The organism is Pseudomonas cremoricolorata, from assembly GCF_000759535.1.
In the GTDB taxonomy this organism is placed as follows: Bacteria; Pseudomonadota; Gammaproteobacteria; order Pseudomonadales; family Pseudomonadaceae; genus Aquipseudomonas; species Aquipseudomonas cremoricolorata_A.
On the sequence record NZ_CP009455.1, the window covers coordinates 4,271,619 to 4,292,072 of the forward strand.

Consider the following 20,454-nt stretch of genomic DNA (forward strand, 5'->3'; position numbering starts at 1 on the left):
CTCAGTTGCGCATCCTGTCGCCCATCACCTGCGACCAAGCGTGCCCGGCCATGCGCCTGTTTCTCTGCGAAAAGCCTTCACAAGCCAAAGACATCGCCAAAGTCCTCGGCGCCACGCGCAAGGGCGACGGCTGCTGGCAAGGCACCAATGTGTGCGTCACCTGGTGCATCGGCCACCTTCTCGAAACCGCCCCGCCCGACAGCTACGACGCCCGCTACAAGCGCTGGGCGCTCGACGACCTGCCCATCATTCCGGAAAAATGGAAGATGCTGGTCAAGGCCAAGACCGCCAGCCAGTTCAAGGCCGTCAAGCGCCTGCTCGGCGAAGCACAGGAGTTGGTGATCGCCACCGACGCCGACCGTGAAGGGGAAATGATCGCCCGTGAGCTGCTGGAGCATTGCCGCTACCGAGGTCCGGTGCAGCGCTTGTGGCTGTCGGCACTGGACGAGGCGTCCATTCGCAAGGCCCTGGCCCGCCTGCTGCCCGGCCAGGAAACCTTCACGCTCTATCATTCGGCGCTCGGTCGCTCACGTGCCGACTGGCTCATTGGCATGAACCTGAGTCGTCTGTTCACCTTGCTGGGCCGGCAATCGGGTTATCAGGGCGTATTGCCGGTCGGCCGGGTGCAGACCCCGACCCTGCGCCTGGTGGTCGACCGCGACCGCAGCATCGCCGACTTCGTGCCGGTGCCGTTCTGGGCCATCGAGGTTCAGCTCGGCCATGCAGGGCAGTCGTTCATGGCCCAATGGCGGGCGCCGGACGATGCCTGCGACGATCAAGGCCGCTGCCTGCAGCAAGCGCTGGCACAACAGGCAGCCGAGGGCATGCGCAGCGCGGCCCAGGCAGTGCTGCTGAAGATTGAAACCGAGCGCGTCCGCGAAGCCGCCCCGCTGCCGTTCGACCTCGGCACCCTGCAGGAACTGTGCTCGAAAAAGCTCGGCCTGGGCGCCCAGGAAACCCTCGACATCGCCCAGGCGCTGTACGAAACCCACAAGCTGATCACCTACCCGCGCAGCGACTGCGGCTACCTGCCGCTCAGCCAGCATGGCGAGGCAGGGTCTATCCTCGCCGCCCTGCAGCGTGCCGACGCCTCCCTGGCGCCGTTGCAGGCCCATCTGGATGCCAGTCGCCGCTCGCGGGCCTGGAACGATGCCAAGGTCAGCGCTCACCACGGCATCATTCCCACGATCGCCGCCAGCGACCCGAACCGCCTGCCGAGCAAACACAAGGCGGTCTACACGCTGATCCGCGCCCGGTACCTGGCCCAGTTTCTGCCGCAGCACAGCTTCGATCGCACCCAGGCCGACTTCGACTGCGCCGGCCATCACCTGCGGGCGGTGGGCAAGCAGATCATCGAGCCGGGCTGGCGGCGCGCCCTGCCCGAAGCGCTGACGCCAAGCAAAGGCCGCGAAGCGCCAGCGGTACAGGTCTTGCCGGCCCTTGAGCAAGGCCAGCGGTGCCCTGTCGAGCAGGTAAACCTCAAAGACCTGTGGACCCAGCCCCCCAAACCCTTCACCGAAGGCGACCTGATCAAAGCGATGAAGAACGTCGCCAAGCTGGTGCAAGACCCACTGCTCAAGCAAAAGCTCAAGGACACCACCGGGATCGGCACCGAGGCCACCCGCGCCAGCATCATTCAGGGCTTGCTCGACCGCGGTTACCTGAGCAAGAGCGGCAAGGCGCTGGCCGCTACACCCGCCGCCTTCAGCCTGATCGATGCCGTGCCCCGGGCGATCGCCGACCCTGGCACCACGGCGATCTGGGAGCAGGCGCTGGACATGGTGCAAAGCGGTGAAATGAGCCTGGAAGAATTCGTTGCCCGGCAATCGGCGTGGATGAGCAAGCTGGTGCAGCGCTGCGTGGGCATGCGCCTGGCTATCAGTGGACCGCCTTCGGGCAGCGGCAGCAAGGCGCCTGCGTGGAAGAACAAGCGCAGCGGCGCAGGCAAGGCCAAGAGCGCCAGCAAAGGCGCCAGCAAAGCTGCCGGCAAACCCCGTCAGCCGCGGCGCAAGACTGCCACCCCCTAAGCACGAAAAAGCCCGCGGCAGGTGCCGCGGGCTTGGCCTTGGGTCAGTCTCGGTGCGTCATTCACCGCCCTGCACACTGGCCGGCAGAGAAGTCTCCGTGGCACGCCGCCGACTCAGCGAAATCAGCAGAATGATCGAAGCCACCGCAGCAGTCATCAGCGTCTCGTAACGATAGGCATCGCTGAACAGCATGTAGCCCAGCACCAGGACAATGGTGCCGATCACCAGCCAGGTGAGCCAGGGGAACAGCCACATCTTCAGCTCCAGCACGGCGCCGTCACGGTCGGCGCGAGCGCGCATGCGCAACTGCGAAACGGCGATCACCAGGTACACCAGCAACGCGATCGCACCCGTGGTCGAGAGCAGGAAACCAAAGACCTTGCCGGGGAACACGTAGTTGACTAGACAGCCTGCGAATCCGGCCAGCGTCGACAGCATGACTGCCACCGTCGGCACGCCCGCGCCAGAGATACGCCGGGTCATCACCGGCGCCTCACCTCGTGCGCCCAGCGAATAGAGCATGCGCGAAGCGGTATACAGCCCCGAGTTCATGCAACTGGTCACGGCCACCAGCACCACCATATCGACCACGAACTTGGCGCCCGGTACGTTGAGCACTTCCAGCACACGCTGGAACGAACCCACTTGCTTGAGAGCAGGATCGTTCCACGCCACCAGCGACACCACCAGAAAGATCGATGCCAGATAGAAGATGGCAATGCGATACACCACCAGGTTGGTAGCGCGGCGAATCTTCTCCTTGGGATTGGCGGTCTCGTCGGCAGCGATGGTCACGATCTCGGCGCCGAAGAACGAGAAGATAGTAATCAGCACCCCACCCAGCACCGTGCCGAAGCCATTGGGCATGAAGCCGCCGTTGTCCCATAGACGACTGACCCCGGAGGTGTCGGCCAGTGGCCAGAAACCCAGTACCGCCAGGCTGCAGATGCCGATGAAGGCGATGATGGCGATCACTTTGACCAGCGAGAACCAGTACTCGAACGCGCCGAAATTGCGCACGCTGATCAAGTTGGTGCCTGACAGCAACACCATGATCAGGAAGGCGAACAACCACGAGGGCACTGCCGGGAAGTACGCGTGCAGGATGTCGGCGCCAGCAATGGCCTCGACTGGAATGATCAGCACCCAGAACCACCAGTACAGCCAGCCAATGGTGAATCCGGCCCAAGGGCCGATGGCTTCGGTGGCGTAGGTGGAGAACGAGCCGCTGTTGGGGTTGGCGATGGCCATTTCGCCCAGCATGCGCATGACCAGCAACACCAGCAGCCCGGTCATGGCGTAGGAAATCAGAATGGCCGGGCCGGCTGTGGCGATGGCATTGGACGAGCCGATGAACAATCCGGCGCCGATGATGCCGGCAATGGAAATCATCGAAACCTGGCGCGAGCTCAGGCCATGCTGCAAAGCGCGTTGTTTTTTATTGTGGGGGGACGCCATGAAAAACCCTCGACTGGGTTGTCGCGCAGTGGGCGACTGACTGTTGGAGCAGATTCAGCTCAAGTTCGAACGCATGTTTTTGTTGTTCTGCCGATGCCGGCGACGCGCACTTTCCTCCTCGTTCAATACCGGCTTGCCTTCATTGATGCAGGTCAGTATTAATCTACCCGCGGGTCGTCAACAAACGACCTTTTTGCAGCACATGATTCCATTAGAGAATGAACTCCTGACTTTTCGCTGGGTACGCCATCGCCATGTCCAAACGCCTGATGCCCTCGACCACCGCCCTGCAGTGCTTCGAAGCGGCCGCCCGCCACCTGAGCTTCACCCGCGCCGCGCAAGAGCTGCACCTGACCCAGAGCGCGGTCAGCAAGCAGGTCGCGCAGCTCGAAGACATGCTCTCGCACCCACTGTTCGAGCGCATTCGTCGGCGCCTGCACCTGACCCCGGCCGGGGCGCTGTACCTGACAGAGGTGAACAAGATCCTTACCCAGATCGACATCTCAAGCCGCTACATCCTCAGCTACGGTGATGAAACCGAAGTGCTGCGCATTGCCACCCAGCCGACCTTTGGCGCACGTTGGCTGGTGCCAAGGCTCAAGGGTTTCGGCGAACAATTCCCGCGCATTCACCTGGACATTCGCAACGAACTCGAGCCCTTCGACCTGGTGCAGGCCAAGGCTGATGTCGCCTTCTTCTTCGGCCAGGGCACCTGGCCCGGGGCCACGTGCATCGAGCTGTTCAGTGAAGAAGTGTTGCCGGTGTGCGCGCCCCAGCTGCTCGAGCAGCAGCGCTTCGCCAGTGCCGAGGCGCTGATCGAGCACCGCCTGCTGCAATGCGCCTCGCGCCCGGAGGCCTGGCACGAGTGGTTCCTCGGCCAGGGCCTGCACAGCCAGAACAGCTACCACGGCCCACGCTTCGATACGTTTTACCTGTGCATTCGCGCAGCCATCGCCGGCTGCGGCATCGCCTTGATTCCACGTTACCTGGTGGCCGAAGAACTGGCCGAGGGCAAACTGATGGTGGCGTGGGATCATCCGGTGCCCAGCAATGGCCGGCACTTCATGGCACACGCCGAGCATGCAGCGCAGGTGCCCAAGGTGCGCGCCTTCGTGCAGTGGATACGCGAGCGGGTCGCGGAAGGTGTGTGAACCGCCACTTCCATAGTTGAGGGAATGAAGCCAATCGGATAATTCGTTTGCGCATGGGCTGCGCGAAGCGTTTGGATAATAAGAAACTTGACCACAGGCCTGCGCGCAGATGAATCCGGAAAGTATCAGCCACTCCATCTCTATCGTTCACCCGATTACACTTTCCCATGGCCTCAATGCGGAAGTCTGGGACACCGACGGCAACCGTTATATCGACTTCGTCGGCGGCATTGGCGTGCTCAACCTGGGTCATTGCAACCCGGCAGTGGTCGAGGCGATCTGCACCCAGGCCACCCGGCTCATCCACTCGGCGTTCAACGCAGCGCCCCACGCGCCGTACCTGCAGTTGATGGAGCGCCTCAGCCAGTTCGTGCCCCTGAGCTACCCCATCGCCGGCATGCTCACCAACAGTGGCGCCGAGGCCGCCGAGAACGCCTTGAAGGTCGCCCGTGGCGCCACCGGCAAGCGCGCGGTGATCGCCTTCGACGGGGGCTTCCATGGCCGCACCCTGGCCACCCTCAACCTCAACGGCAAGGTCGCGCCTTACAAGCAGCGCGTGGGCGATCTGCCCGGCCCGGTGTATCACCTGCCCTACCCCAGCGCCGACAACGGCGTCAGCTGCGCCGAAGGGCTCAAGGCGCTGGAGCGGCTGTTCAGTGTCGAGCTGGCAGTGGAGGACGTGGCAGCGTTCATCATCGAACCGGTGCAGGGCGAAGGCGGCTTCCTTGCCCTCGATCCGACCTTCGCCCAGGCCTTGCGCCGCTTCTGCGACAGCCATGGCATCGTGCTGATCGTCGATGAAATCCAGTCGGGGTTCGGTCGCACCGGCCAGCGCTTCGCCTTCTCGCGACTGGGCATCGAGCCCGACCTGCTGCTGCTGGCCAAGAGCATCGCCGGCGGCATGCCGCTGGGCGCGGTGGTGGGCCGACGCGAACTGCTGTCAGCGCTGCCCAAGGGCGGGCTGGGCGGCACCTACTCAGGCAACCCCATCGCCTGCGCCGCGGCATTGGCCAGCCTCGCGCAGATGAGCGACGACAATCTGGCCACCTGGGGCGAGCGTCAAGAGCAGGCGTTGCTTGCCCGCTACTCGCGCTGGCAGGCCGCAGGCCTGAGCCCGTTCATCGGGCGCCTGACCGGCGTCGGTGCCATGCGCGGTATCGAACTGATCAACCCGGACGGCAGTCCGGCCACGGCGCAATTGAGCGCGCTGCTCGACGCGGCCCGCGCCCAGGGCCTGCTGCTGATGCCCAGCGGCAAGGCGCGGCACATCGTGCGTCTGCTGGCACCGCTGACCATCGAAGGCAAGGTGCTGGAGGAAGGGCTGGATATTCTCGAGCGCTGCCTGGCGGCGTTGCGCTAGCGCTGCAGCCGACGCTTAGAGCCCCAGCTCCTGGGGCGTGAGCATGTCGCATTCGAAGGCGATCCAGCCGCCTTCGAGCTCGGCGTGACCGTTGACGATGGGGCCGTAGTAACTCAGGCCGTTGTCCAGGGTCACGCAGATATGGGTAGCACCATCCGGGGCCGCCAGGGTGTTGACGAAGTGCACTTTCTTCAAGGTTTCGGTCACCGCTTCCAGGCCCACGCGGATGCCTGGGTTCTCGGTGGCCTCGACATCGCCGCCGAAATTCTCGGTGCTGACGGTGATGGTGGCGATGTAGGGGTAGGTGCTCAAGCCGATAACCTCGCAAGTTCAGGGGCGCGTAGGGTACGGCACGACTGGGCGCTTGTCTCTAGCGCACCGATGGCCTGGAGGGGGCCGATCTGTTAGGGTGCCCGCCGATACCCGCCCTACCACACCAGGAGCCGACCGTGAGCGCCGAGCAACCCATGACCGCCGACCTGTTCGAAGTCGACAAACGCCTGAGCCTCAAGCCAGTCACCGACTTCAACGGCTACCTGCGCAGCGCCTTCGGCGACGGCCCTTGCACTTGCCATCGCTGCACCGAGAACAGCGGCGAACAGACCGACTACAGCCACCTGCACACCTTCGAATTCGACGGCAAGCCTAGCCACCGACGCTTTGCCAGCACCGCTGCCAGCGACGTGCTGCAAAAGCTCAAGAAAGCCTGGCTGTCATACACTCAGGCCGAGCTGCAAAGCCTTGGCCTGATCGACCTCGATACGCTGAAAACCTTCACCGACGATGCCCTGCACCCACGCCTGTTCGCGCTGCTCGGCGCCAGTGGCCTGGCCCGCGAAGAAGACGGCCAATGGCACCTGCAGGCGCTGGCCGACTGAGTCGAGGCGTCTCCGATTATGCTGGCCCGAGCCCTCGGGCCAGCGCACTCAATGCTGCTCGCCCGCCCGCTTGAGCAGTTTCTTGCAGCGCTCTGACAGATGCACCACGCGCAAGTGCTTGCCCGCCTTGGCATAGCGTTCGCGCAGGGTCTTCAGGGCGGCGATGGCTGAATAATCGACGAAACTCAGGTGCTGGCAATCCAAGGTTACGCTGGCCGGATCGTTGGCCGGGTCGAACTGGTTGAGAAACGGCGTGGTCGAGGCGAAGAACAGCGTGCCGTGCACTTGGTAATGCTTGTGCCCGTCTTCCTCCATACGGCTGTCGGCGTACAGCTCGCGGGCGTGCTGCCAGGCGAAGTTGATCGCGGCGATGACGATACCGAACAGCACCGCCGCAGCCAGGTCGGTGAGCACCGTAACTACCGTCACCGCGACGATCGCCAGCACATCGCTGGCCGGCACCTTGTGCAGCACCCGTAGCGAGGCCCAGGCGAAGGTCTGCTGCGCGACCACGAACATCACCCCCACCAGCGCCGCCAACGGAATGCGCTCGATCAGCGGCGACAGGAACAGGACGAACAGCAGAATCATCACCCCCGCAGTGACCCCGGACAGCCGCCCGCGGCCACCCGAGCTGAGGTTGATCACCGTCTGCCCGATCATCGCGCAGCCGCCCATGCCGCCACACAGGCCCGAGGCCATGTTGGCCGCCCCCAGCGCCACGCATTCACGGTCGGGGAAGCCGCGGCTTTCGGTGATTTCGTCGGTCAGGTTGAGGGTCAGCAAGGTTTCCAGCAGACCGACCATGGCCATCAGCAACGCGTAGGGGGCGATGATGCGCAGGGTTTCCAGGCTCCACGGCACCTGCGGCCAGGCCAGCGCCGGCAAGCCGCCAGCGATCTGCGCCATGTCCCCAAGGGTGCGGGTTGGCAGCTCAAGGCCATACACCAGCAAGCCTACACCCACAATTGCCACCAGTGCCGGCGGTACGGCGCGGGTGAGTTTGGGCAGTACGTAGACCACCAGCATGGTCAACGCCACTAGGCCAATCATCAGGTACAGCGGCGTACCGCTGAGCCACTGTTCGCCGCGCTTGAAGTGCTCAAGCTGCGCCATGGCAATGACGATGGCCAGACCGTTGACGAAGCCGAGCATCACCGGATACGGCACCAGGCGAATCAACTTGCCCAGGCGCAGCACGCCGAACAGCACCATCAACGCGCCACCCAGCAGCACGGTCGCCAGCAGATACTCGACCCCGTGCTGCACCACCAGCGCGATGATCACCACCGCCATCGACCCTGCAGCACCGGAAATCATCCCTGGGCGACCACCGAACAGCGCGGTCAGGGTGCAGATGATGAACGCGCCATACAGGCCCATCAGCGGGTTGAGGTGAGCCACCAGGGCGAAGGCGATGCACTCGGGCACCAGGGCGAAGGCAGTGGTCAGGCCGGCCAGCAAGTCGGCGCGAAGACGAACGGGTTTCATGAAGGTCCTGTGGTCAGGCCAGCGTTCGGCTGTGCTTGAACAGCAGTGAGCGGATGACGCAAGCGGAAAAAGAGGCGCGATGGTACGGAATTTATGCCCACCCTGCCAGCCGCTGCCTGCCAGAGACCAGGCGGCAGACCGTCGCCAAATTTGCCATCATGCTGACTTCACTCGCGGAGATCGCCGCCATGCCACTACGCCCCCTAGTCGCCACCTTGTTGCTATGCAGCAGCTTCGCCATCCAGGCAGCCACCGCCGTACTGCCCCTGCAAAACCGTACCAGCGCCCAGTTGCTGCCCACCGCCCAGGCCTTCATCGGCAGCGAAGGCAGCGTCAGCGCCTTCGAAAACAAGCTGGTGGTCAATGCCAGCCAGCCGCGCATCGACGAGCTGCGCACGCTGCTGCTGCAGCTCGACACGGCCCCCAAGCGCTTGCTGATCAGCGTCGATACCCAGGACAGCAACGTCCAGGACACCCGCGGCAACGCCAGGATCATTCGCCACGGCACCCGCAACCGCGAGGGCGGCCTGCAGCAGATTCGCGCCAGCGAAGGCCAGCCGGCACTGATTCAGGTCGGCCAGAGCGTCCCGTTCACCAGCACCTCAAGCGATGGCTATGGACGCGTGCAGAGCGACACTGAATATCGCAACGTCACCCAGGGTTTCTATGTCACCCCGCAGGTGATGGGTAGTACGGTTCAGCTGCAAATCAGCAGCAATCATGACCGCATCAGCCGTGAACGCGCAGATGTAGTGAACGTCCAGAGCACCGACACGACGGTCAGCGGCGAGCTCGGCACCTGGATCACCCTGGCCGGATTCAACCCGCAAAGCCAGGCAGACCGCACTCCTGGAGGGTACAGCTACGGCACCCAGCGGGGCGAGAGCATGACCCTGCGGGTAAAAGTCGACCTGGTGGACTGATATCGACCCCATCGACCTACGACCAGAGACCCTGAAACTGACTGACAAGTCGTATTAGACCAAAGATGTAGTGAGCGCATAAAACCACTACAAAGTCGTTGACAGGCGCTTTTTGCACTGGGCATGATTGCCTCGCTCCCGCTGATCAGGGGCCCTGACCGGGCCTGCGGGGCGCACTCCCGCCACCTGTGGAGGCGCTCCGTGTCCATGCAGCCCAAAAGGCAGCGCGACGCGATGGTGACTGCAACGAAGAAGTTGTCCCGAGGGACGGAAGCGCTTGACCGCAGCCACGGCCACCGACGTCGCCTGTGCAGCACGGCATCCACGAGCCACGCTGCCGGCGGGTCCACCGCGCCTGCTTTCTTCCGCCCTCGCCCCTTCGCCGCAACCACCTTCCTCGCGCAGGACAGCCGCCACGCCCCCTGAGCCGTGCGCCGAGCCCAGTACCTACTTCACCGACTGATGCGACGAGGTTATTTCCATGGCACTGACACGCGAACAGCAAATTGCAGCCCTCGAGAAAGACTGGGCCGAGAACCCGCGCTGGAAAGGCGTGACCCGTACCTACACCGCCGCCGATGTCGTGCGCCTGCGCGGTTCGCTGCAACCGGAACACACCCTGGCCCGCGCCGGTGCCGAGAAACTCTGGAAGCTGGTCACCCAAGGCGCCCACCCCTCCTTCCGCCCCGAGAAAGACTTCGTCAACTGCATGGGTGCCCTGACCGGCGGCCAGGCCGTACAGCAGGTCAAAGCCGGCATCCAGGCCATCTACCTGTCGGGCTGGCAGGTCGCCGCCGACAACAACTCGGCCGAATCGATGTACCCCGACCAATCGCTGTACCCGGTCGATTCGGTGCCGACGGTGGTCAAGCGCATCAACAACTCCTTCCGCCGCGCCGACCAGATCCAGTGGAAAGCCGGCAAGAACCCGGGGGACGACGGCTACATCGACTACTTCGCGCCGATCGTCGCCGACGCCGAAGCCGGCTTTGGCGGTGTGCTCAACGCCTATGAACTAATGAAGAGCATGATCGAAGCCGGCGCTGCTGGCGTGCACTTCGAAGACCAACTGGCCTCGGTGAAAAAATGCGGACACATGGGCGGCAAAGTGCTGGTGCCGACCCAGGAAGCGGTGCAGAAACTGGTGGCCGCGCGCCTGGCGGCCGACGTTGCCGGTACGCCGACGATCATCCTCGCCCGTACCGACGCCAACGCCGCCGACCTGCTGACCAGCGACTGCGACCCATACGATCAACCGTTCGTGATCGGCGAGCGCACCCGTGAAGGCTTCTACAAGGTACGTGCCGGTCTCGACCAGGCGATTGCCCGCGGCCTGGCCTATGCGCCCTACGCCGACCTGATCTGGTGTGAAACCGCCAAACCTGACCTGGACGAGGCACGTCGCTTCGCCGAGGCGATCAAGAAGGAATACCCAGATCAGTTGCTGTCGTACAACTGCTCGCCGTCGTTCAACTGGAAGAAGAACCTCGACGACGCGACCATCGCCAAATTCCAGCGTGAGCTGTCGGCGATGGGCTACAAGCACCAGTTCATCACCCTGGCCGGCATCCACAACATGTGGCATGGCATGTTCAACCTGGCGCACGACTACGCCCGCAACGACATGACCGCCTACGTCAAGCTGCAGGAACAGGAGTTCGCCGACGCCAGCAAGGGCTACACCTTCGTCGCCCACCAGCAGGAGGTGGGCACCGGCTACTTCGACGACGTGACCACCGTGATCCAGGGCGGCGCATCGTCGGTCACCGCTCTCACCGGCTCGACCGAGGAAGAACAGTTCCACTGATTCGCCTGGCAATCATCGAGGCCCGGACCGCGCCAGCGCTCCGGGCCTCGTGCTGTGCGCGCAAGGTGATGCGGCCGTACGACAACCGCGCACGCGCTCGGGCTTGCCGAATCGATCCGTGCGCACAGGGAAATACGGGCTATGCTTGGCAGACAATAAAGAAGCAAGGACGGATACATGTCCCGCTCACTGGCCTGCGCACCTGCACCCCTTCGCACCGAGACGGCGGTCCATCGTCGATTCATTGATCCAGCACCGCGCACCCCAGCCCATTTTTGCGTACAACAGTCGGCTGCCTGCACGCTCAGCGTGAGGCTGGATGATGCGCAGTTAATGCATTAAAAACCAACTAAAACGATCAGGCTTATTTAGATGATAGTAATTATCATTACAAACAAGACGAACGTTACCGGAAACAATAAACATAATTGAGAGAATTGCGCGAATGCCCGAAATTCAAGGGCTTCAGCGAGTTAGGAGCGATTTTTGTTCTTAATCCTACGAATAAATTTGCCTGGGTAAATTTACTTGCATAGGGTTTACCCATAAAATCAGCCGGATTGATCCAGCTGCGACATTTGGTCACTGCGCCTGCGACACCACGTCGCCGCTTTAATTATTTTCAGAACGCAGAGCCTGGGCTCTGTATAAGGACTTGAGCATGCCCGATTCGACAGGACTGATCGCCCACAACTGGGGCCTGGCCATCTTCCTTCTCGGTGTCGTTGGCCTGTGCGCCTTCATGCTCGGTCTTTCCAGCCTGCTGGGCAGCAAGGCCTGGGGCCGCGCCAAGAACGAACCTTTCGAATCCGGCATGCTGCCCACTGGCAGCGCCCGCCTGCGCCTGTCCGCCAAATTCTATCTGGTCGCGATGCTGTTCGTGATCTTCGATATCGAAGCCCTCTTTCTCTTTGCCTGGTCTGTGTCCGTCCGCGAAAGCGGCTGGACCGGATTCGTCGAAGCACTCGTTTTCATAGCAATTCTGTTGGCAGGTCTTGTCTACCTATGGCGTGTGGGGGCCCTTGACTGGGCGCCGGAAGCACGTCGCAAGCGGCAAGCGAAGCTGAAACAATGAGGCTTTGGCAATGCAATACAATCTCACCAGAATCGATCCGGACGCGCCCAACGAGCAGTATCCGGTCGGCGAGCGGGAAACCGTAACCGACCAGCTGCTGGAAGATCAGGTCCACAAGAACATCTACATGGGGAAACTCGAGGATGTTCTGCGGGGCGCGGTCAACTGGGGTCGCAAGAACTCCCTGTGGCCGTACAACTTCGGCCTTTCCTGCTGCTACGTGGAGATGACCACGGCCTTCACGGCGCCCCACGACATCGCCCGCTTCGGCGCCGAAGTCATCCGGGCCTCGCCGCGTCAGGCCGACTTCATGGTCATCGCCGGTACCTGCTTCATCAAGATGGCGCCGATCATCCAGCGCCTGTATGAGCAGATGCTCGAGCCCAAGTGGGTTATCTCCATGGGTTCGTGCGCCAACTCCGGCGGCATGTACGACATCTACTCGGTCGTTCAGGGGGTCGACAAGTTCCTCCCCGTGGACGTCTACGTGCCGGGCTGCCCGCCTCGCCCCGAAGCCTTCTTGCAAGGGCTGATGCTGTTGCAGGAGTCGATCGGGCAAGAGCGTCGCCCGCTGTCCTGGGTGGTGGGCGATCAAGGCATCTACCGTGCCGAGATGCCTGCCCAGAAGGACCTGCGCCGCGAACAGCGAATCGCGGTAACCAACCTGCGCAGCCCCGACGAAGTCTGATCCAGCGACCTGCCGCCCGCTCCCCTGGAGCCGGCGGCCTGGCTTCATTCTCTACGTTGACCGAAAGCGACCGAGACCATGACAGCGGACACCGCTATTTACATTCCGCCTTACAAGGCTGACGACCAGAACGTGGTCGTCGAACTGCACACTCGCTTTGGCGCCGACGCCTTCGTCGCCCAGGAAACCCGCACCGGCATGCCGGTGCTGTGGGTCAAGCGTGCCCAGCTCAAGGAAGTCCTGAGCTTCCTGCGCAATGTCGCCAAGCCCTACAGCATGCTGTACGACCTGCACGGCGTCGACGAGCGCCTGCGCACCCAGCGTCGCGGCCTGCCTGCCGCCGATTTCAGCGTGTTCTACCACCTGCTCTCGGTAGAACGTAACAGCGACGTGATGATCAAGGTCTCGCTCAGCGAGGGCGACCTGAACCTGCCGTCGGTGACCGGTATCTGGCCCAACGCCAACTGGTACGAGCGCGAAGTGTGGGACATGTTCGGCATCGATTTCGCCGGCCACCCGCACCTGAGCCGCATCATGATGCCGCCGACCTGGGAAGGTCACCCGCTGCGCAAGGACTACCCGGCGCGCGCCACCGAGTTCGACCCCTACAGCCTGACCCTGGCCAAGCAGCAGCTCGAAGAAGAGTCAGCGCGTTTCAACCCCGAGGCCTGGGGCATGAAGCGCCAGGGCGCCAACGAGGACTACATGTTCCTCAACCTGGGCCCCAACCACCCGTCCGCGCACGGTGCGTTCCGTATCGTGCTGCAACTGGACGGTGAAGAGATCGTCGACTGCGTGCCCGACATCGGCTACCACCACCGTGGCGCCGAGAAAATGGCCGAGCGCCAGTCCTGGCACAGCTTCATTCCCTACACCGACCGGATCGACTACCTCGGCGGGGTGATGAACAACCTGCCGTACGTGCTCGCGGTGGAGAAGCTGGCCGGCATTCAGGTGCCGCAGAAGGTCGACGTGATTCGCATCATGCTCGCCGAATTCTTCCGCATCACCAGCCACCTCCTGTTCCTGGGTACTTATATTCAGGACGTCGGCGCCATGACCCCAGTGTTCTTCACCTTCACCGACCGTCAGCGCGCCTACACCGTGATCGAAGCCATCACCGGTTTCCGTCTGCACCCGGCCTGGTACCGCATCGGCGGCGTCGCCCACGACCTGCCGCGCGGCTGGGACAAGCTGGTCAAGGACTTCGTCGACTGGCTGCCCAAGCGCCTCGACGAGTACACCAAGGCCGCTCTGCAGAACAGCATCCTCAAGGGCCGGACCATCGGCGTCGCCGCCTACAACACCAAGGAAGCGCTGGAATGGGGTACCACCGGTGCCGGCCTGCGCTCCACCGGTTGCGACTTCGACCTGCGTAAAGCGCGCCCGTACTCGGGCTACGAGAACTTCGAGTTCGAAGTGCCGCTGGCGCACAACGGTGATGCCTACGACCGCTGCATGGTCCGTGTCGAAGAGATGCGCCAGAGCATCCGCATCATCGACCAGTGCCTGCGCAACATGCCCGAAGGCCCGTACAAGGCGGACCACCCGCTGACCACGCCGCCACCCAAAGAGCGCACCCTGCAGCACATCGAGACCTTGATCACGCACTTCCTGCAAGTCTCGTGGGGCCCGGTCATGCCGGCCAACGAGTCGTTCCAGATGATCGAAGCGACCAAGGGCATCAACAGTTACTACCTGACGAGCGACGGCGGCACCATGAGCTACCGCACCCGCATCCGCACCCCGAGCTACCCGCACCTGCAGCAGATCCCCTCGGTGATCAAAGGCAGCATGGTCGCCGACCTCATTGCGTATCTGGGCAGTATCGACTTCGTTATGGCTGACGTGGACCGCTAAGCATGAACAGCACGCTTATCCAGACTGACCGCTTCGCCCTGAGCGAAGCCGAGCGCTCGGCCATCGAGCACGAGATGCACCACTACGAAGACCCGCGCGCGGCGTCCATCGAAGCCTTGAAGATCGTGCAGAAGGCCCGTGGCTGGGTGCCCGATGGCGCCATCCACGCCATCGGCGAGGTGCTCGGTATCCCGGCCAGCGATGTCGAAGGTGTCGCCACCTTCTACAGCCAGATCTTCCGCCAGCCGGTCGGTCGCCACATCATCCGCGTCTGCGACAGCATGGTCTGCTACATCGGCGGCCATGAATCGGTGGTCGGCCAGATTCAGAGCGAACTGGGCATCGGTTTGGGCCAGACCACCGCAGACGGGCGTTTCACCCTGCTGCCGGTGTGCTGCCTGGGGAACTGCGACAAGGCCCCGGCGTTGATGATCGACGACGACACGTTCGGCGACGTGCAACCTGCCGGCGTCGCCAAACTGCTGGAGGGTTACGCATGACCATCACTTCCTTCGGCCCGGCCAACCGCATCGCGCGTGCAGCCGAAACCCATCCGCTGACCTGGCGCCTGCGTGACGACGGCGAGCCGGTGTGGCTTGCCGAGTACGAGTCGAAGAACGGCTACGTCGCCGCGCGTACCGCGCTGGCGCAGATGGCCCCCGACGACATCGTGCAGAGCGTCAAGGACTCCGGCCTCAAGGGCCGCGGCGGCGCAGGCTTCCCCACTGGAGTGAAGTGGGGCCTGATGCCCAAAGACGAATCCATGAACATCCGCTACCTGCTGTGCAACGCGGATGAAATGGAACCCAACACCTGGAAAGACCGCATGCTGATGGAGCAGCAGCCCCATCTGCTGATCGAAGGCATGCTGATCAGCGCCCGTGCGCTCAAGGCCTACCGCGGCTACATCTTCCTGCGTGGCGAATACACCACCGCGGCGAAGAACCTCAACCGCGCCATCGATGAAGCCAAGGCCGCCGGCCTCTTGGGCAAGAACATTCTGGGGTCGGGCTTTGACTTCGAGCTGTTCGTCCACACCGGCGCCGGTCGCTACATCTGCGGCGAAGAAACCGCACTGATCAACTCCCTCGAAGGCCGCCGTGCCAACCCGCGTTCCAAGCCGCCCTTCCCTGCCGCCGTGGGCGTGTGGGGCAAGCCGACCTGCGTGAACAACGTCGAGACCCTGTGCAACGTGCCGGCCATCGTCGCCAACGGCAATGACTGGTACAAGTCGCTGGCTCGCGCCGGCAGTGAAGACCACGGCACCAAGCTGATGGGCTTCTCCGGCAAGGTGAAGAACCCTGGCCTGTGGGAGCTGCCGTTCGGCGTCACCGCCCGCGAGCTGTTCGAAGACTACGCCGGCGGCATGCGTGATGGCTTCCGGCTCAAGTGCTGGCAGCCAGGCGGCGCCGGTACTGGTTTCCTGCTGCCCGAGCATCTCGACGCACAGATGTACGCCGGCGGCATCGCCAAGGTGGGCACGCGCATGGGTACGGGCCTGGCGATGGCGGTCGATGATTCGATCAACATGGTTTCGCTGCTGCGCAACATGGAAGAGTTCTTCGCTCGAGAGTCGTGTGGCTGGTGCACACCATGCCGCGACGGCCTGCCGTGGAGCGTGAAGATGCTGCGCGCCCTGGAAAAAGGCCAGGGCCGCGCCGAGGACATCGAGACCCTGCTGGGTCTGGTCAACTTCCTCGGCCCTGGCCGAACCTTCTGCGCTCACGCACCCGGTGCCGTCGAGCCCTTGGGCAGCGCCATCAAATACTTCCGCGAAGAGTTCGAGGCCGGTGTCGCGCCTGCAGTTGCAGGCGCCGCCTTGAGCCCGAACCTGGCCAAACCCGTGCCGGCTGGTCCGGTCGTGGTCGGCGCATAACAAGATGAACAGCGGATGGTCCGTGCCATCCGCTCGCCTGCAGGCCGACCCGAGCATCTCGAGGCAGGCCGCAGGCACACCGATTTCCATTAGCCACGCCTGCTCACGCGGGCCAACGAAGAACTTTGAACCATGGCCACTATCCACGTAGACGGCAAAGCGCTCGAAGTCAACGGTGCGGACAACCTGTTACAGGCCTGTCTGTCGCTTGGCCTCGACATCCCTTATTTCTGCTGGCACCCGGCGCTCGGTAGCGTCGGCGCCTGCCGCCAGTGCGCGGTCAAGCAGTACACCGACGAGAACGACACCCGGGGTCGTATCGTCATGTCGTGCATGACCCCCGCCTCCGACGGCACCTGGATCTCCATCGAAGACGACGAATCCAAGGCGTTTCGCGCCAGCGTCGTCGAATGGCTGATGACCAACCACCCGCACGACTGCCCGGTGTGCGAGGAAGGCGGTCACTGCCACCTGCAAGACATGACGGTGATGACCGGCCACAACGAGCGCCGTTATCGCTTCACCAAACGCACCCACCAGAACCAGGACCTCGGCCCGTTCATCGCCCACGAGATGAACCGCTGCATCGCCTGCTACCGCTGCGTGCGCTACTACAAGGACTACGCTGGCGGCACCGACCTGGGCGTCTACGGCGCCCACGACAACGTATACTTCGGCCGCGTCGAAGACGGCGTGCTGGAAAGCGAGTTCTCCGGCAACCTCACCGAGGTCTGCCCGACCGGCGTGTTCACCGACAAGACCCACTCCGAGCGCTACAACCGCAAGTGGGACATGCAGTTCGCCCCAAGCATCTGCCATGGCTGCTCGAGCGGCTGCAACATCAGCCCTGGTGAGCGTTACGGCGAACTGCGGCGCATCGAGAACCGCTTCAACGGTTCGGTGAACCAGTATTTCCTCTGTGACCGTGGCCGCTTCGGCTATGGCTACGTCAACCGTAAGGACCGTCCACGCCAGCCGCTACTGGCCGACGGCAGCAAGCTTGGTCTCGACGCTGCGCTGGACAAGGCCGCCGATCTGCTGCGCGGGCGCACCATCGTCGGTATCGGTTCGCCCCGCGCGAGCCTTGAAAGCAACTACGGCCTGCGTGAACTGGTCGGCGCCGAGTACTTCTACTCAGGCATCGAAGCCGGCGAGCTGGCGCGCGTGCGCCTGGTGCTGGAGGTGCTGAACAACAGCCCGCTGCCAGTACCGACCCTGCGCGACATCGAAGACCACGACGCCGTGTTCGTGCTCGGTGAAGACCTCACCCAGACCGCTGCACGCGTCGCCCTGGCCGTGCGCCAGGCCACCAAGGGCAAGGCCGAGGCCATGGCCGAAGCGATGAAGGTCCAGCCGTGGCTGGATGCGGCGGTGAAGAACATCGGTCAGCACGCGCTGTACCCGCTGTTCATCGCCTCGCTGGCCGAGACCAAGCTCGATGACGTCGCCGAAGAATGCGTACACGCCGCACCGGCCGACCTCGCCCGTCTCGGCTTTGCCGTGGCCCACGCCATCGACCCGAGCGCCCCGGCCGTCAATGGCCTGGACAGCGACGCCCTGGCCCTTGCCCAGCGCATCGCCGACGCCCTGGTCGCGGCGCAACGTCCACTGGTAGTTGCCGGCACCTCGCTGGCCGACCCGGCACTGATCGAAGCGGCGGCGAACATCGCCAAGGCGCTGAAACTGCGCGACAAGAACGGCTCGCTGAGCCTGGTGGTGCCCGAAGCCAACAGTCTGGGCATGGCCATGTTCGGTGGTGACAGCGCCGACGCGGCGCTGGACGCGGTGATCGACGGCAAGGCCGATGCCATCGTGGTGCTGGAGAACGACCTGTACGCCCGTCTGCCGGCGGCCAAGGTCGATGCGGCCCTTGCTGCGGCCAAGGTGGTGATCGTCGCCGACCACAGCAAGACCGCCACCAGCGATCGTGCGCACCTGGTATTGCCGGCCGCCTCGTTCGCCGAAGGCGATGGCACCCTGATCAGCCAGGAGGGCCGCGCCCAGCGCTTCTTCCAGGTCTTCGACCCGCAGTACCTGGACAGCAGCATCCAGATCCACGAAGGCTGGCGCTGGCTGCACGCCCTGCGCGCCACCTTGCTGAACAAGCCGGTGGACTGGACCCAACTCGACCACGTCACCCAGGCTTGCGCGCAGGTTTCGCCGCAACTGGCCGGCATCGTCGATGCTGCGCCAAGCGCTGCCTTCCGCATCAAGGGCCTGAAGCTTGCCCGTGAGCCACTGCGCTACTCCGGTCGAACCGCCATGCGCGCCAACATCAGCGTGCACGAGCCGCGCACCCCGCAAGACAAAGACACCGCATTCGCCTTCTCCATGGAGGGCTACTCGGGGTCGGCCGAACCGCGCCAGCAGGTGCCGTTCGCCTGGTCGCCGGGCTGGAACTCGCCACAGGCGTGGAACAAGTTTCAGGATGAAGTCGGTGGTCACCTGCGTGCAGGTGATCCGGGCGTGCGCCTGATCGAAACCCAGGGCGATGGCCTGAGCTGGTTCAGCGCCATTCCCGGCGCCTACAACCCGGCCCGTGGCACCTGGACCGTGGTGCCATTCTTCCACCTGTTCGGCAGCGAGGAAAACTCCTCACGCGCCGCGCCGGTGCAGACGCGCATTCCGCAGGCCTACGTGGGCCTGGCCAAATCCGAGGCCGATCGCCTGGGGGTCAATGACGGTGCTCTGCTGAGCCTGAACGTGGCCGGTCAGTCGCTGCGCTTGCCGCTGCGCATCGTTGAGGAGCTGGGCGCTGGCCTGGTTGCCCTGCCGAAGGGCCTGGACGGGATTCCGCCGGCGATCTTCGGCGCCACCGTCGAAGGCCTGCAGGAGGCAGCACAATGAGCTGGTTCACACCCGAAGTGATCGATGTGATCCTCAGCGTCGTCCGGGCCATCGTGGTGCTGCTCGCCGTGGTCGTCTGCGGCGCGCTGCTCAGCTTCGTCGAGCGCCGCCTGCTGGGGTGGTGGCAAGACCGCTATGGCCCGAACCGGGTCGGCCCGTTCGGCATGTTCCAGATCGCTGCCGACATGCTGAAGATGTTCTTCAAGGAAGACTGGAACCCGCCCTTCGTCGACCGCTTCATCTTCACCCTGGCACCCGTGGTAGCGATGAGCGCCCTGCTGATCGCCTTTGCGGTAATTCCGATCACCCCGCTGTGGGGCGTGGCTGACCTGAACATCGGCCTGCTGTTCTTCTTCGCCATGGCCGGTCTTTCGGTCTATGCGGTGCTGTTCGCCGGCTGGGCCTCGAACAACAAGTACGCCCTGCTCGGTAGCCTGCGGGCCTCGGCGCAGACCGTGTCGTACGAAGTGTTCCTGGGCCTTGCGCTGATGGGCGTGGTGGTGCAGGTGGGCTCGTTCAACATGCGCGATATCGTCGAGTACCAGGCGCAGAACCTGTGGTTCATCATTCCGCAGTTCTTCGGCTTCTGTACCTTCTTCATCGCAGGCGTGGCCGTGACTCACCGTCACCCCTTCGACCAGCCGGAAGCGGAGCAGGAACTGGCCGACGGCTACCACATCGAGTATGCCGGCATGAAATGGGGCATGTTCTTCGTCGGTGAGTACATCGGCATCATCCTGGTGTCGGCGCTGCTGGTGACGCTGTTCTTCGGTGGCTGGCATGGTCCGTTCGATCTGCTGCCGCAGGTGCCGTTCCTGTGGTTCGCGCTCAAGACCGCGTTCTTCATCATGCTGTTCATCCTGCTGCGCGCCTCGATTCCGCGCCCGCGCTATGACCAGGTGATGGATTTCAGCTGGAAATTCTGCCTGCCGCTGACCCTGATCAATTTGCTGGTGACCGCTGCGATCGTGCTCTACAACACGCCAGCCGTCGCGGCCCAGTGAGGATTTGAC

The 20,454-nt window shown here is 63.6% G+C and carries 16 protein-coding genes; 13 read left to right on the forward strand and 3 right to left on the reverse strand.

Annotation, left to right across the window (positions count from 1 at the left end; translation table 11 throughout):
* The first annotated feature begins 50 nt into the window (after window positions 1–50).
* The gene (locus tag LK03_RS19300; RefSeq protein WP_038414121.1) at window positions 51–2,027 is read left to right on the forward strand and encodes a DNA topoisomerase III; all 1,977 of its coding nucleotides are present in this window, start codon (window positions 51–53) and stop codon (window positions 2,025–2,027) included.
* A 57-nt stretch (window positions 2,028–2,084) separates the two neighbouring features.
* Here LK03_RS19300 and LK03_RS19305 read toward each other — a convergent pair whose 3' ends face one another.
* Window positions 2,085–3,485: an amino acid permease gene (locus LK03_RS19305; RefSeq protein ID WP_038414123.1), complete on the reverse strand. Its 1,401-nt coding sequence runs from the start codon at window positions 3,483–3,485 to the stop codon at window positions 2,085–2,087.
* Between the two features lie 254 nt (window positions 3,486–3,739).
* Here LK03_RS19305 and gcvA point away from each other — a divergent pair, with 254 nt between their 5' ends.
* Window positions 3,740–4,636 (forward strand): transcriptional regulator GcvA, encoded by an 897-nt coding sequence (gene gcvA / locus LK03_RS19310; RefSeq protein WP_038414125.1) that lies wholly within the window; start codon window positions 3,740–3,742, stop codon window positions 4,634–4,636.
* A gap of 109 nt (window positions 4,637–4,745) precedes the next feature.
* A complete protein-coding gene (locus LK03_RS19315) occupies window positions 4,746–5,996 on the forward strand; it encodes a 2-aminoadipate transaminase (protein WP_038414126.1) in 1,251 nt (416 codons plus the stop codon).
* A gap of 15 nt (window positions 5,997–6,011) precedes the next feature.
* Here LK03_RS19315 and LK03_RS19320 read toward each other — a convergent pair whose 3' ends face one another.
* On the reverse strand, window positions 6,012–6,308 hold the full coding sequence (locus tag LK03_RS19320; protein WP_038414127.1) for a hypothetical protein: 297 nt from the start codon (window positions 6,306–6,308) through the stop codon (window positions 6,012–6,014).
* A 137-nt stretch (window positions 6,309–6,445) separates the two neighbouring features.
* On the opposite strand from LK03_RS19320, the gene LK03_RS19325 reads away from it, so the two are divergent.
* On the forward strand, window positions 6,446–6,874 hold the full coding sequence (locus tag LK03_RS19325) for a hypothetical protein (protein WP_038414129.1): 429 nt from the start codon (window positions 6,446–6,448) through the stop codon (window positions 6,872–6,874).
* Between the two features lie 48 nt (window positions 6,875–6,922).
* Here the strand turns inward: LK03_RS19325 and LK03_RS19330 are convergent, their stop codons facing one another.
* Window positions 6,923–8,365: a SulP family inorganic anion transporter gene (locus tag LK03_RS19330; RefSeq protein WP_038414131.1), complete on the reverse strand. Its 1,443-nt coding sequence runs from the start codon at window positions 8,363–8,365 to the stop codon at window positions 6,923–6,925.
* A 188-nt stretch (window positions 8,366–8,553) separates the two neighbouring features.
* Between LK03_RS19330 and LK03_RS19335 the strand changes: the two genes are divergently transcribed.
* The 9 genes from LK03_RS19335 to nuoH all read left to right on the forward strand — a co-directional run bounded on the left by LK03_RS19335 (window position 8,554) and on the right by nuoH (window position 20,445).
* Window positions 8,554–9,288: a secretin N-terminal domain-containing protein gene (locus tag LK03_RS19335; RefSeq protein ID WP_038414841.1), complete on the forward strand. Its 735-nt coding sequence runs from the start codon at window positions 8,554–8,556 to the stop codon at window positions 9,286–9,288.
* A gap of 481 nt (window positions 9,289–9,769) precedes the next feature.
* Window positions 9,770–11,095, forward strand: coding sequence for an isocitrate lyase (gene aceA / locus LK03_RS19345; RefSeq protein WP_038414134.1), 1,326 nt, complete (start codon window positions 9,770–9,772; stop codon window positions 11,093–11,095).
* Window positions 11,096–11,756: 661 nt separating this feature from the next.
* Window positions 11,757–12,170, forward strand: a complete 414-nt coding sequence (locus LK03_RS19350) for an NADH-quinone oxidoreductase subunit A (protein ID WP_028693710.1) — start codon at window positions 11,757–11,759, stop codon at window positions 12,168–12,170.
* Window positions 12,171–12,180: 10 nt separating this feature from the next.
* The gene (locus LK03_RS19355) at window positions 12,181–12,858 is read left to right on the forward strand and encodes a NuoB/complex I 20 kDa subunit family protein (protein WP_012313769.1); all 678 of its coding nucleotides are present in this window, start codon (window positions 12,181–12,183) and stop codon (window positions 12,856–12,858) included.
* Between the two features lie 78 nt (window positions 12,859–12,936).
* Window positions 12,937–14,718: an NADH-quinone oxidoreductase subunit C/D gene (gene nuoC / locus LK03_RS19360; RefSeq protein WP_038414137.1), complete on the forward strand. Its 1,782-nt coding sequence runs from the start codon at window positions 12,937–12,939 to the stop codon at window positions 14,716–14,718.
* Between the two features lie 2 nt (window positions 14,719–14,720).
* Window positions 14,721–15,218 (forward strand): NADH-quinone oxidoreductase subunit NuoE, encoded by a 498-nt coding sequence (nuoE, locus tag LK03_RS19365; RefSeq protein ID WP_028693712.1) that lies wholly within the window; start codon window positions 14,721–14,723, stop codon window positions 15,216–15,218.
* A complete protein-coding gene (gene nuoF / locus LK03_RS19370; RefSeq protein ID WP_038414139.1) occupies window positions 15,215–16,594 on the forward strand; it encodes an NADH-quinone oxidoreductase subunit NuoF in 1,380 nt (459 codons plus the stop codon). The genes nuoE and nuoF overlap by 4 nt, the downstream gene beginning before the upstream one ends.
* Before the next feature lie 132 nt (window positions 16,595–16,726).
* Window positions 16,727–19,441 (forward strand): NADH-quinone oxidoreductase subunit NuoG, encoded by a 2,715-nt coding sequence (gene nuoG / locus LK03_RS19375; protein WP_038414140.1) that lies wholly within the window; start codon window positions 16,727–16,729, stop codon window positions 19,439–19,441.
* The gene (nuoH, locus tag LK03_RS19380) at window positions 19,438–20,445 is read left to right on the forward strand and encodes an NADH-quinone oxidoreductase subunit NuoH (protein WP_028693715.1); all 1,008 of its coding nucleotides are present in this window, start codon (window positions 19,438–19,440) and stop codon (window positions 20,443–20,445) included. The genes nuoG and nuoH overlap by 4 nt, the downstream gene beginning before the upstream one ends.
* Window positions 20,446–20,454: the final 9 nt, after the last annotated feature.